This is a genomic window from uncultured Muribaculum sp. (assembly GCF_910583865.1).
Taxonomy (GTDB): domain Bacteria; phylum Bacteroidota; class Bacteroidia; order Bacteroidales; family Muribaculaceae; genus Muribaculum.
Genome location: NZ_CAJTYX010000001.1, coordinates 156126 through 169330 on the forward strand (window position 1 = coordinate 156126; position 13205 = coordinate 169330).

A 13205-nucleotide genomic window follows, 5' to 3' on the forward strand; every position below is an offset into this window, starting at 1 on the left:
AGTTATAAAAACAACACCACAAATGAAAGCACCTTGCGCAATTCCTTCAATGCGATGCCTATATGATACTGCACCGTCTTGTGGCTCACTCCCACGGCCTCGGCTATCTGCTGATAGGTCATGCCTTTGGAGCGGCTCATCAGGAATATCTTTCGCCGCAGCGGCGGCATTCCCGCGACGGTCGCCCTTATCATGGCCACCATCTCGCGTGTCGAGAAGGTCTCCACCGGATCGTAGGGCGAGGTAGTGTCGAACGGCTGTAATGCGTAGTCGTCAACGATACGCCTGTGCTTCAGCCGGTTGAGCACGGCATTGCGCGTCATGCGGAAAAGATAGGCCGATGGCGAAGCAACCCCTTCAAGCACATTGCGGTGCTGCCACAACGACATGAACACATCGTGGGCCACATCGCATGCTTCGTCGTAGTCGTGCAGGATACATTGCGCCAGCTCGCGCACGCGCGGTGCATACCGCAGGTAGAGCAACGTGAGCGCTCCACCCGCAGTATCCTCCTCACCTTGTAGAAGCTGCATCAGGCGGCTGTCGGATGTATCCTTATCGGTCATTTTCCAATCAATACTTTTGTAACGTCGGCCCCGCGACGGCGGATATACAGACCGGGGCGGTGCGGATTGCCGTCATAGACCAACCCGTCGAGCGTGTACCACATGTCGTATGCATGCGCATCCTTGCCGGCACAGACACCATCAATGCCAGACACCCCGGTAGAGAACACCATCAGGCCGTTGGCCACATCGCGCGGGGTCGCCTCGGTGGTGGTGTTGACAATCTTTCCGCCATACATCATCTCGGCGGAACCTCCGGCATCGAAGTTGGCCATCGACGAGCATCCGAAATGACGTGCGATCTCGCACATGGCCGAGGTGGAACATCCCGCCGACTTGCCGTAGACAGGATCGACCGACTTGTCGATGACTATGATGAACAGACGGCGGTTGTCTGCGGAGCATCCGTAGCCGGTGCGCGAATACACCATCGAATTATATTCCTCATTTGTGTTGTGCTCGGTAAGAATGCCGTCGCGCATCACAAGAGCGTTGCCGCATATGGCCTGCTCAATCTCCGGAGATATGTCCGCGCCGGTGACCTTGAAAGAATAATTCAGGTGCACCTTATATCCCACCTTCAACTGTGCCAGACGCCCCGGTTTCTTGCCTCCACGTGCCACGAGGGCGAGGTCGTGGTCTCCGAGAGTGCCGGCAGGAGCTTTCGTGCGCACGCTCTTCACGGTGAAGGTGATGTCACGTCCGGCCATCCATGTCTGTCCCTCGTCGAGATCGAGAAGCACCTCAGTGGCATCGGCGGCATCCTCGTCGATGACAAGCTTCTTGTTGTCATCGATCTCGACATACATGAACTTATTGTCGCGCCCGTAGTAGGCATTATACATACCCAGCTCGCCTGTGGTGGAATATTTGGCCGACACGCCTTTGTTGCATGTGTTTATGTTCATCTGTCCCTGCTCGGTGCCGGGCATCTTAAGAGTGATGGTCGGGGTAAAGTAATCGACATAGACATGCCCGTCGGGGGTTATGCCCACCGCGCCGTTTCGTCCCGGGCCTTTCAGCCACTTCTCACGGCCGGTGCTGAGTTCGGTCACGAGCACACCGTTGCGGATGGAAAGCACACGGGGAATCAGGTTATAGACAGGATATTCGTTCTGCCCGTAGCAGTGCCAGAAATTACCGTTGGCGGCAGCAACCGGAGTGAGAGACTCAGATGTGAGACGCTTCGCGGCGGAGGTGATCGCCTCTATTCCGCGCGACGACTCTTTCGCGCACCATGTCTCCACCCGGCAACCGGGGTCGGAAAGATCGACAGTGAGAAGATTGACATTAAGAGGATAGTCGGGAATGCGCAGACGCATGTAGGACACCCCCTGTGCAGGTTGTTCACTTTTCACAACAGTATAATCCCATTGCTTACCGGCTATCTCAAGCGTCTCCGCATGAGATGCGAGGACACTTGTAGCAAACAGGGTAAGACAGCATAGTTTTTTCATGTCATCAGTGATTTTTTTCATTCATAGAAGTTCTACGTCTATAAGTAACTCGCAAAAATTATTTCGCATATGATAAATTCTAAAGCTTTATATTTCCGCCGGAGAATTTTCGGCGCTTTCCGCTCTCTTCATCAGTCATGTAGCTCGCTACACTCCTTCTTCATCGAGCAAAAATCGCTCGAAAATTCTCTCGTCGTAAATATAAAATAATTTTTGCGAGTTACTTAAGACGTCCGAGATGAGCGATATGCCTGATAAATATCGGCACATCGCCCATCCGGGGATGTTCATATCTCGCCTAAGAGTAGCCGGATCAATCGACTACCACCTTGAAGTTGTCAAACAATTTTCGGTTGGACTTATATTTTCCTTTATTGGAACGCACATCCCATCCTTCGCCGTCGTTCATGGTGAGATTGTCGGCATCGCATGCAATGAACACGATGCGTGTGGCTGATGTCATGCCCTCGACTTTCATCGAGAACATGCTCTCAGGATTACGCCATACCTCCAGGCATGTGGTCTCCTCGGTGTCGAAATAGCCGTCCTTGCCTATAAGGAACTTCGCTGCCTCGGTGAGGTCGACATCGTGCACACCCGCCTGCCCGTCGGGGGTATCGCCGGTGCTGTTGTATGGTATGGTGCATGTGCCTGTCATTATGGCCGCAGAGCTTGTGCCGTTGGCCTTTGCATCTACGATGCGTCCCGGCCCGAGGATCGACACCCAAAACTCGTTGCCTTTCTCTTTGGCGTTCTTGGCCGATGTGAAGCCGGCCATGCTCCAGCTTACTGTGGCCGTAACCTCCCCGCTGATGGAAGATATCGCCGGGGAACATATGTTGCCGGCGCACTTGCTGGAGGTGCCGAACAGGATGAAATGGTAACGTGAATAAGTGTATGGACCTGCCGACTTGCCGGAAGAGCCACGCACTGCCGTCCAGCCGGGGTTTGCCGACTTAACAGGATCGATCCACTTATCGATACGGAGCATGTGGTCGTTCCAGCACTGCGGCTCTACGTAAGCCTCGTCGCAAAAATCGGCATTCGCATCCACAGGTGTGAAGCACCACCCGAAATCGTCGAAGAATATGGCATCGAGCTGGGTGACGGATATAGTGGTCGTAATCTCCGAATTGGCACCGGTTCCCCTGATGACAATAAGAGCGGAACGTTCGGCACCGGTATGGTTTGCCTCAGCGGTTCCAATAACGAGCTTATCGCCGTCGCGCACCACCGACAGCCATGCGGCATCCGTGTCAGGCTCTACTGTCCATTCATAGTTGGCAGTGACTACAACCTCGCTGAAGCTGCCGGCCTGCTGGAGCTGGATGTTGTCAGCGGTGACGGACAGTGTAGGTCCTGACGGATCCTGCGCAAGCACGAGACGTTGCGGCAACTCCACGCCGTTGGCCATCACGCGGAACTCAGCCTTGCGGACTTCGGCCATCGGGTTGCTTACGGCATAAAAGCGAATGATGCCTTCGCCTTCCCCATCAAGCGGATATAGCTTCATCCACTCGGGCATCTCACCGTCGACGGGGACGAGACGCCAGGAACAGTTTGAACGTACTATATAATGGTCGCCCGCACCAAACGACCATTTATCCTGGTCGAGACCTTTGACATCCATGCGTACAACCCCGTTATCGGCACCTTCCACATAAAAGAACGGATCGCCTGCAACCGAATCGTCATCTTCCTTACATGAGGTGACAGCCAGCGCCATAAGAGCGGCAACGGCGATCACATTCGAAACCCGGAATATATTTTTAAATTTCATTTTTCTGAGAATTAAGTGTCATATATCGTTACTGCTGGCGCACGGCGGTAAAAGTGCCGTTAATGGCCTTGTAGCTCCACCACACCGGAGTGCGCAGGGTGTTCTCTCCACCCATACGGGTGAGGGCCTCCTGCACGTGGACGCTGTTGGATCCGACGGTGTTGGTAGGATAATAAAGCCGTTGCGGATATTCGTAGTTATTGTAGCTGCATCCGTTGCCGATAGAGATTACCGGCCATCCCGTGCGACGCAATTCATGGTATGCCTCAAAGCCGACCCAAAGCAAAGATATGAATTTCTGGTTGGCGATAAGGGCCGCATGGTCGGAATTGGCGTCCCAGCCCGCGAGTTTCCCGGCAAGCAGCTCGGCTATGCGGTCGTCGGTAATCTGATACTGCGTGGCGCTATAACGCGTCAACTCGCCCCACTTCTTACATGAAGCAGTGACGGCTGACTCGTAATAGGCACGTGCAGCATCGTCGCCCCCGGAGATGTAGCCCTTGAGCGCGGCTTCCGCGAGGATGAACTGCATTTCGGAGTAATCGAACAGCCATGCCGGCGCAGCATCACGCGCAAGGACGGGATAGTTGAGATAGCTGGCGCCGATGTCCTCGACACGTGCATCGGAGATGGAGCATCCGCCCTGCACGCCTTTCCAGTCGCCGCCGCGCTGTATTGCCATAGTAGTAAGACGCGGATCCTCCTCGGAATCGCGGCCGGTGATAAGAAGAAGGTCGAGAAACGTGTTGGCAATCTTGTTGGGTGTGAACTGCGTTTCCTTCACGTCCTCCGGGCGGAAGTAGTTGTAATAAGGGTCGATGCCGGTATATTTCACGGTAGCGCTCTCCGATGCCGAAGATATGACCGGATATTTCGAAGGAGAAGCCAGAATCTCGGCGATCTTTTCACCGGCATTCATCTCCGCGCGTGCCGACACTCGCATGAGCAGACGCAGATACAGTGAATTGTTGAACTTGCGCCACAGCTGCATGTCGCCGCCGTACATCAGGTCGATAGCCGGCTTGGCGAAAACGGGGGAGGAAGAGTATATCTTGTTGGCGGCTTCAAGATCGGCAAACATCTGCTCGTAGACATCCTTCTGGCTGTCGAAAACGGGAGTCCAGTTCTCCTTGTCGTACTGGAATGCCTCGCGGTAAGGTATGTCGCCGAATATGTCGGTAAGATTGGACATGGCGAACACCTTCAATGTCATGCCGACAGCCTTTGCCGCAGGCTCATCTTTCGTGTCGCCAAGCAGTATCATATGGTTTGCGTTGGCGGCATATCGGGCATAGTTGTTCCAGACGGTTGACACGTGGGAGTCGCTGAAACTGTAACGGTGGAAGTCCTTGCCATTGCTTCCGGTGCATGCGGTGAACTGCACAAGCTCATTGTTGTAGTTCCATGTGAGATAGAGCTGGCGGTTGGTCATGCCATAGAACATCGCCTCAAACACCCCATAGGGGTTCAACTCCCCCATTGGGGTCTTGTTGGGGTCGGTGTTGATGATTTCGAAATCGCTCGTGCAGGACACTGCGGCGGTGCCGACCAATGCGCCGGCGAGCATGTAGAGTATATGTCGGTTTAGTAATTTCATGTTGGATCAGAATGAAAGTTTGATGTTGAATCCATAAGTGCGCGTCATCGGGAGAGCGCCCATTTCCAGACCGTTGACGATATTGGTGCCGTTCATCGTGCCGGCTGCCTCGGGATCGAACTGCGGCCAACGTGTGATGCAGAAGATATTCGTGCCGTAAACGCCGAGGGACGCGCCCTGGATAATGCGAAGCCGACGGCAGATCTTGCGGGGAAGAGTATAGTCGAGACGTGCCTCTCCGAGCTTGAAGAAATCTGTCTTGAAGGTATGTTCCTCGGCATTGTTACGAAGGAACTTCACTTTCTGGTAATAGTCGATGACCGACTCCACCGGGCGGGTGTTGGGGGTGTACGACACCGAGCCGTCGGGATTTTCAGTCGCCACCACTCCTTCTACCGTAAGACCGTCATAGCGGCCTTCGAGGGAGTTGGTGAGTTTGCCCATATAGGACAGGACGGCATTGGTATGGGAGAACGCATGTCCGCCCATCTGTGCGGAGAATGTAAGCCCGAGAGTGAAATCCTTATATCGGAAAGTGTGGCTCATTCCACCCCTCCAGGTAGGATTGACCTTGGCGATGCGGGTATCAGCCGCATCGTCAAGCAACGGCATGCCGTTGGTGGCATCGATGATCTTCATGCCGGAGCAGTCCACGGTATTGCCTGCGGCATCGGTATAGGTGGCACCTTGAGGAGCGCGCTTGTACCCCTTGCCGTAAATCCAGTTCATCTCCTGTCCGATATACGACCGCACTGTGGCGTAGCTGCCTCCGGCACCGTCGTTCTGTATGAAAGCAGCGGCCGGATCCCATCCCTCCTCCAGGCTGACAAGCTTGTTCCAGTTGCGGCTCCAGTTCACATCGAACGACCATGTAAAGTCCTTGGTCTGTACGGGAATCACATGAACCGCGACTTCAATTCCCCGGTTGCGGATCTCGCCGGCGTTCATCTTACGCCCGGAAACGCCCGTAATCATATCGGCCACGGCACTCACTATCTGATTGGTGGTAGATGAATGATAGAATGCGAAATCCACACCGAAACGGTTGTGGAGGAACATGGACTCAAGTCCCGCCTCCCAACTCTCGACATTTTCCGGCTTGATAAAGTAGTTGGCAGCCGTGGTAGGGAGTAGCGAGCTTGACGGATATGACGAGGAGGCCGCATAAGAATCGGTAAGTGTGTAGGGACTGGTATCATTGCCCACATTGGCCCATGAGCCACGCACTTTCAGCATATCGACCCAAGGTGCGGTTTCATGGAAATTGAGGGCATTGTCGAGTAGCACGCTTGCCGAAACCGACGGATAGAAGAACGACCAGTTGCCGCGTCCGAGGGCCGACGACCAGTCGTTGCGGGCTGTAAGGTCGAGATAATATGTATCATCCCAGCTCAGGTTGACGAATCCGTAGAACGAATTCACCACCTTGCGGCTACGCCAGTTGTAGGGACGGGCAAACTCTCCGTCGGGAAGATTGCTGGAGTTGTATATGCCCTCCTCCCCGAGATTCTTCAGAGTGATGGAGTTGCGGAAAGCACGCCGCATCATGGTGTTTCCTCCGACAGCTGCATTCAGACCGAGGCGCTTGTTGACAAGCTTGTTGTTGACATAACGGAGCATGAAGTCGAGGTTGGTCTCGATGTCGCGGTTGTTCTGCTCGCGATAGAAGCCACGCTCGAAATTGGGGGTGCGGAACGGCTTCTTCTGCTGACGCCAGTCGATGCTCAAATCGGTACCCGCACGCAGGTCGAGCGTGAGTCCTTTGACCGGGAAAGCGATGTTGAGCGCTACGTTGCCATATACGCGATCCTTGTTGATGGCGTTGGTGGCCTCATACATCTGACGGTAGGGATTGACCGGCTTGGAATTGCCCATGCTCTGCACCATAGCCTTTCCGTCGTAGCGGTTGCCGAGATAGTTTTCTTCCGTACAGTAGCCACCGAAATATTCATCGCGATACTGTGCGGGGCTTATGTTTGTGTTACCCCAGATGAGCATATAGAACGGGCTCTGGTTACTGTAGCCCTGCACCGGGAGATTGTCTGACGACTTATGGAGATAGTTCACACGTGCGGATAGCTTTATCCACTTGTTCATCTTGGTATTCAGCGCCACGGACACCGTCTGATTCTGATAACCGGTGTTTGGCAGAATCCAATCATTGCGTGTGTCGGTGACCGACAAGCGCGCTGAAGTCCCCTTTCCGTTGTTGGAGCTGAGTGTGATGTTGTTGCGGTAGGTCACACCTGTCTCCATGAATCCGGTGAACCAGTCGTCGGCATATAGAAACGGTGTAAGCGTCCACTCTCCCGTGACGCGGTTGTAGGAATTATACTGACTGCGCAGCTTGTCGGCGCCGAAAGCTTCGCCATAGCTCATGCGCGATCCGTTGGCTGTAGCGGGAAAACCCTCGGGGACATCCATGTTGCGAAAGCGCCAGAAAGCATATGGCGCGAAGCCGCCATCCGCACCCGGGCCGTAGACGCCCTGGAAATCAGGATAAAAGTCGGCTTTTTCCCATGTTATCGATGAATTGATTGTGACACCGATCCCCTTCTCGGCCTTTCCGCCCTTGGTGGTGATGACAATCGCACCGTTGGCCGCACGCGAACCGTAAAGCGCGGTAGCCGCCGGGCCTTTCAGCACGGTGACCGACTCCACATCCTCGGGGTTGATTTCCGATGCCCCGTTACCGAAGTCGACAGGCGCATCGTCGTTGGAAAACGACACACCGCTTCCCGTGCCGGCATCGCCGGAGGTGATTGGCACACCATCGACCACGAAAAGAGCCTCATTGGAACCGTAGTTGAGTGACTGCTCTCCTCGTAGCACCACACGCATGGAGCCGAGAGGACCGGATCCCGCACTTGTCATCGACAGGCCGGCCACCTTGCCGTTCATCGAATTGAGCCAGTTGCCAGAGACCGTATTGTTAAGGTCCTCACTCGACACTTTAGATACGGCATAGCCGAGCGATTTCTGCTCACGGCTGATGCCGAGGGCTGTCACAACGACATCGTTAAGCGTCACCCCCGACTGGTTGAGGGTGATACTGACAGGAGTTCCGGGGACAGCCTTGATCTCTTTCGGGTCGCAGCCGACATAGCGGGCCACCAATGTGGGGTTCTTACCATCTATGACCAACGAGAAATTGCCGTCGATATCTGTAGATGTACCGTTGTTGGTCCCTTTCTGCATCACGGTAGCACCGATCACCGGCTCGCCGGTATCGTCGATGACACGTCCCGTGACAGTCTTTTTGCCGGCCTTGGAGGCTTTATTTCCTTTTCCCCTGCCCTCTCGTACAGTCTTGCGGGGAGTCAGGATAATGGTGTTGCCCTTTATCTCGACCCCGGCACCCGGGAGCACCTCTGCAAGTATATCGTCGAGAGGACGGTCTGTGGCATGCAACGTCACGCGCTCTGCCACAGGCAAGCCGCCCTCGTCGCTATAGGCAAATGTGTAGTCGCACTTCGACTCGATGTCATGGAGCAGCTGCTTGACCGTAATATCGTTGGCATCGATACTTATTTTCGGAAGAGCTACCGCCGCCATTATCGGCGATGCCGACATGGCAATGAGCGATACGGCGATAAAAACCTTGGTGCGTAAACGCACAAGTCCTGATGGCATACCGCTAAATTTAATATTTGCAATCATGTCTAAGGGTTGGTATATATTTAAAGGTTGATTGGTTTACTACTGGGATTATCCTTACGGCGGTAATCGCGAATCACACATGGGACGCATTTCCTACAGCAAGATTGCGGCCATCCACCGTTATCTCTACAGGAAGGAGGTGCTCGATAATCGAAATTACTTCATCGAGGGATTGCGATGAATTTATAGTGATGGAGAGTCGGGAATCCATCCACGCGGAATCATCGACAGTCATTTCCATACCGTAGCGACGAGAAATGAGGCGCAGGATATCCGACAGCGGCTCGTTGTCGAAAGTCGCCGACGGCTTTATCCACCGGCAATAGGCTTTGGCATCGGCAGGTTCGACCAACACATCGCGCGACATGCGGTCAAGCGTGATCCTCTGGTCAGGCTTGATTGTGATTGGACGACCCAATAACGGACTTTCCACTTCCACTTTCCCAGACAGGAGAATAACCTCCTCGGTGTCGGCATAGGAACATGAGCGCGCACTAAACGAGGTGCCGAGCACCGTCACATCCATCGACTCCATCTCTACCACGAATGGGCGGCGCGCATTTCGAGTGACCTCGAAGTAGGCTTCTCCGTCAATAGAGACCCTGCGCTCTCCGGATTCATTGAAATCACCGGAATATGTCAACGTTGACCCCCCATTAAGCCACAGGTGGGTTCCGTCGGGCAAAGTGTATTTTCCAATCGAACCTTCTGCGGCGAGGAGCACCGTGTCGGAAGCCTGAGAGCCGCTTAATTTGCCCAACAGGAAAGAACCTATGGATAATATCGCACACAACATAGCCGCGACAAACAGCCATCCGGTCCGTGGTCGTCTCGCAGCCTTGTCGGAAAAGTCCGCATCGGATGTAGTTGCCTGATTAGCAGGTGGTACGTCATCAGACATAATCGAAACCGGGCCGACAGGCGCTCTGCGCTGCGAATTTATCTCTCGCAAAACGCGCTGAAGCCCCTTGGCCATGTCGGCGTCAATGTCCAATCGAGACACACCATCCTTGTCACGGGCATCAAGGCTGTCCCAAAGGCCCAACATCGCACCTGTAGTGGCGGCCTCCCCACCATGCTCCAGAAGCCAATTATGAATTGCCTTAAGAAGATCGGCCGGAATGTCGGATGATGAAGCAAGATAATCTACTATTTCCTGATGGTCGCTCATTTCGAAATGTAAAATGACGGTAAGGCAAGCCATGCGGCGATAAGGTCGCGCCACTCAAGGACTGCCATTTATCTAATGACAACCATACTCCACTATACGCTAATATTTTTTTCACTAAAATTTCAATAATGTGCGTTTGATAAACTAAAACATGCCCCCGGTGTTAACAGATATTGAGGAAACGGGGCTAAGGATTAAGCATATCCAAATTACGGAATTCAATAACGCTTTGAAGCGCCTTTATCCGTTGTTCGGTCTGTACGTCTGGTTCTACATCCATGGCCATATGCAGATCGCTCAAAGCCCTGCCGAGTTTTCCCGTCGCCAGAAATGCCTCACTACGCAACAGGTAGGCCCATGCCGGGGCATTCCCCCGAGCAATAATCTCATCTACGGCAACAATTGCCTTTTCAGGCATGTTATTCTTAATAAGGTTGGTAAGTTCCTCGCAAGTCATCGGGCTTATTTAATTCGATTCATATTCAATTCACACAAATTTACAAAATAATGTACCGCCGGGCAATTCTTATCGTAACTATTCTCATAATAGCCATAGCAGCGACAGCACATGTCGAGCCTGTATCGCACTACACATTCGACGAACTCCACGGATCTGCACGGGTGTACCCGGCTCCGGAGAGACGCGTACAGCTTCCCGACACTCTTACGCCAGTGATGATAAATCACCTGGGACGGCATGGCGCAAGATACGAGACATCACCCAAGAGGGTGAAATCACTCCGCGCCTCGCTTATCGATGCCAGACAAAAGGGTATGCTGACGGCTCTCGGCGATTCAATGCTGGAAATCGTGGAGCGTGCATATGCAATGTCGCGCGACAAATGGGGGATGCTGGATTCAACCGGAATGTCGGAACAGCAAGGTATTGCCGAGCGAATCTATGAAGCATGGCCTACACTCGTAAAGGGTGCACGCATAGAATCGATTTCATCCTATGTGCCGCGATGCATCATGAGCATGGATGAATTCACCCATCGGCTCGCCGTGCTCGACAACGACGTCGAGATACTCTCATCGTCAGGCAGGATGAACTCGTCACTATTGCGCCCTTTCGCCATCGACTCGGCATATCTCAACCTGCGGCGTGATGCGCCCTGGAGTAAAGAACTTAAGGAATTCTACAAAAATAACGTGCCTCTGGAGCCTGTATGGCGCTTGATTGACAAGAGAGTGATGGATGAGGAAAAGGCCCGGGAATTTGCCATCCCAATGTTCGGATTCCTCTGCGGGCTTAACGCCTCCGGGATGAAGGGCGACTTTCTTGAAAAGTTCTACACATATGATGAAGCGTACAGGATGTGGGAATGCCGTAACCTCATGCAGTATCTCGAACGTACTGCCTCCGTCTATTCAGCGATCCCATCGGAAATCACATGTCCGTTGCTTGCCGACATAATAAACACCACCGATGATTTCCTCGCCGGGCGCTCAAAAGCCTCATTAAGCCTGAGGTTCGGCCACGCTGAGACCATAATGCCGTTTCTATCTTTGATCAAGCTACAGGATTGTTATTATGCCGGAAAGAATATGAATGACGTGGGACAGCATTGGCAGAACTTCCACGTCACCCCGATGGCCAGCAATTTCCAGATGATTGTATGCATGTCGACATCCGGCACTCCCTACGTGCGCATCGACCTCAACGAACGCCCTATCCTATTCCCGGGTACCGACTGTTATTACGTGACATGGGAATACGCACGCCGATACTTTGACAACATACTCAATTCGTCCCCCCTTATTCCCGGGACATCGACAAATCAACAGGGTGTTTCATAACAGAAGTAAACACCCTCTAAAAACATCCGTCTATGACAAGGGTACGTATCATATAAATTTGAGCAACCCATTAGTTTGAATTGGGCGTGTGCGCCGGTTGCAGGCGTATCAGATTGTATTCATAATTCGAGTAGGGGCAATTCCAAAATGCTTTTTAAACGCAGTGGAAAAATGCGACAGATTCTTGAAACCGACTTGAACATATACTTCTGATGCCGAGATGCCTTTTTTCAACATAACCATCGCATCGTCAAGACGTTTGCGCATTATCCATCTCGCAGGGGTATAACCCCCGGATAACTCCGCGAATTCACGTTTAAACGAAGAAAGACTCCGGCCTGAATAATGGGCGAATTCTTCGATGCTCAATTCGCTGAGGTAATTTTTTGCTCCGAAATGCCGGTTGAGATAAACTAAAAACCTCCGAAATCGTCTGGATTTCAGAGGTTTTCTGCATTTTGCCATTTGGCTTGGTGACCCCGGAGATTTCGGGGTTATTTCATCTATGAGCACTGGCTATCAAAGAGTTGCGAGCGAGAGTATAGGGCCGACTCACTAATGGCTCACTCCGCTACTTCAATGTTCTTCACCGTTATGACGATACGGTAATGCAAAGTTAATACTTTATTCCCAATCATCAAAGAGCCAAAGCGTTAAAAATCCTTCGGACTCACGGATATAGGGATTTCCCGGCTCATGGTTCAAAATGCCAAATTAAAGTATTCCATAAGAGAATGGCTTTTGCCGACTCACGGTTGATTTGCCGTGCTGTTTTCAGCCGGAAACGCTTCCTGCGACTATCTTTTTACGGAGGTTATCTCATCGGTCAGCAGGTGAATTGTCGATGACGGATTAGTGTATGCCTCTTTGGATTTTGCTCGTTTGGCAGCATCTTCAATAGCGTCTATCAAGACCTTTTTCATTGACGTGGAGAATACTCCTTTCTGATAATCCGCGTCTATGTTTTTCAGCATTGCAAGACACTCGGCAGATGACAACTCCTTGTTGGTGTTCTTGTAATGCAGCACAAACCAGTATTCGATGCAGGGATTGGAGAGCAGTAACACAGCTTCTTTTATCTTTCGCAAATGCTCCAGCATACCCGGTACATCAAGGTCGAACATCAAAAATGTCTTATCCTCCGATGTTGTAAACCTGTCGCGCTTACACCTGT

10 protein-coding genes are annotated in these 13205 nt (G+C 52.6%); 1 reads left to right on the top strand and 9 read right to left on the bottom strand.

Annotation, left to right across the window (positions count from 1 at the left end):
- Positions 1–2: 2 nt before the first annotated feature.
- The 7 genes from QZ303_RS00550 to QZ303_RS00580 form a co-directional block, all read right to left on the bottom strand.
- Complete coding sequence (locus QZ303_RS00550; RefSeq protein WP_295727766.1) at positions 3–566, bottom strand: RNA polymerase sigma-70 factor; 564 nt, start codon at positions 564–566, stop codon at positions 3–5.
- A complete protein-coding gene (locus QZ303_RS00555) occupies positions 563–2023 on the bottom strand; it encodes a phosphodiester glycosidase family protein (protein ID WP_295727768.1) in 1461 nt (486 codons plus the stop codon). Before QZ303_RS00555 ends, QZ303_RS00550 begins: the two co-directional genes overlap by 4 nt.
- Positions 2024–2336: 313 nt before the next feature.
- Positions 2337–3803, bottom strand: a complete 1467-nt coding sequence (locus QZ303_RS00560; RefSeq protein ID WP_295727770.1) for a BACON domain-containing carbohydrate-binding protein — start codon at positions 3801–3803, stop codon at positions 2337–2339.
- Between the two features lie 28 nt (positions 3804–3831).
- Positions 3832–5400: a SusD/RagB family nutrient-binding outer membrane lipoprotein gene (locus QZ303_RS00565; protein WP_295727772.1), complete on the bottom strand. Its 1569-nt coding sequence runs from the start codon at positions 5398–5400 to the stop codon at positions 3832–3834.
- A 6-nt stretch (positions 5401–5406) separates the two neighbouring features.
- The gene (locus QZ303_RS00570) at positions 5407–9033 is read right to left on the bottom strand and encodes a SusC/RagA family TonB-linked outer membrane protein (protein ID WP_295727774.1); all 3627 of its coding nucleotides are present in this window, start codon (positions 9031–9033) and stop codon (positions 5407–5409) included.
- Positions 9034–9133: 100 nt separating this feature from the next.
- Positions 9134–10231, bottom strand: coding sequence for a FecR family protein (locus QZ303_RS00575; protein ID WP_295727776.1), 1098 nt, complete (start codon positions 10229–10231; stop codon positions 9134–9136).
- 187 nt (positions 10232–10418) lie between these two features.
- Entirely contained in the window at positions 10419–10649 is a 231-nt protein-coding gene (locus tag QZ303_RS00580) for a hypothetical protein (RefSeq protein ID WP_295727777.1), read from the bottom strand.
- Between the two features lie 89 nt (positions 10650–10738).
- Between QZ303_RS00580 and QZ303_RS00585 the strand changes: the two genes are divergently transcribed.
- Positions 10739–12031 carry a hypothetical protein gene (locus QZ303_RS00585; protein ID WP_295727778.1) on the top strand — a complete coding sequence of 431 codons (1293 nt, stop codon included), beginning with the start codon at positions 10739–10741 and terminating at the stop codon, positions 12029–12031.
- A gap of 108 nt (positions 12032–12139) precedes the next feature.
- Here QZ303_RS00585 and QZ303_RS00590 read toward each other — a convergent pair whose 3' ends face one another.
- On the bottom strand, positions 12140–12496 hold the full coding sequence (locus tag QZ303_RS00590) for a helix-turn-helix transcriptional regulator (RefSeq protein WP_295727780.1): 357 nt from the start codon (positions 12494–12496) through the stop codon (positions 12140–12142).
- 332 nt (positions 12497–12828) lie between these two features.
- Positions 12829–13205 (bottom strand): RloB family protein (locus tag QZ303_RS00595; protein ID WP_295727781.1); only part of this gene is annotated, 377 nt, incomplete at its 5' end.

Excerpts from the sequence above, each read along its gene's own strand:
- QZ303_RS00580 (WP_295727777.1), bottom strand. The coding sequence starts at position 10,649 with ATGCCTGAAAAGGCAATTGTTGCCGTAGATGAGATTATTGCTCGGGGG.
- QZ303_RS00550 (WP_295727766.1), bottom strand. The coding sequence starts at position 566 with ATGACCGATAAGGATACATCCGACAGCCGCCTGATGCAGCTTCTACAA.
- QZ303_RS00575 (WP_295727776.1), bottom strand. The coding sequence starts at position 10,231 with ATGAGCGACCATCAGGAAATAGTAGATTATCTTGCTTCATCATCCGAC.
- QZ303_RS00585 (WP_295727778.1), top strand. The coding sequence starts at position 10,739 with ATGTACCGCCGGGCAATTCTTATCGTAACTATTCTCATAATAGCCATA.
- QZ303_RS00570 (WP_295727774.1), bottom strand. The coding sequence starts at position 9,033 with ATGCCATCAGGACTTGTGCGTTTACGCACCAAGGTTTTTATCGCCGTA.
- QZ303_RS00565 (WP_295727772.1), bottom strand. The coding sequence starts at position 5,400 with ATGAAATTACTAAACCGACATATACTCTACATGCTCGCCGGCGCATTG.
- QZ303_RS00560 (WP_295727770.1), bottom strand. The coding sequence starts at position 3,803 with ATGAAATTTAAAAATATATTCCGGGTTTCGAATGTGATCGCCGTTGCC.
- QZ303_RS00590 (WP_295727780.1), bottom strand. The coding sequence starts at position 12,496 with ATGGCAAAATGCAGAAAACCTCTGAAATCCAGACGATTTCGGAGGTTT.
- QZ303_RS00555 (WP_295727768.1), bottom strand. The coding sequence starts at position 2,023 with ATGAAAAAACTATGCTGTCTTACCCTGTTTGCTACAAGTGTCCTCGCA.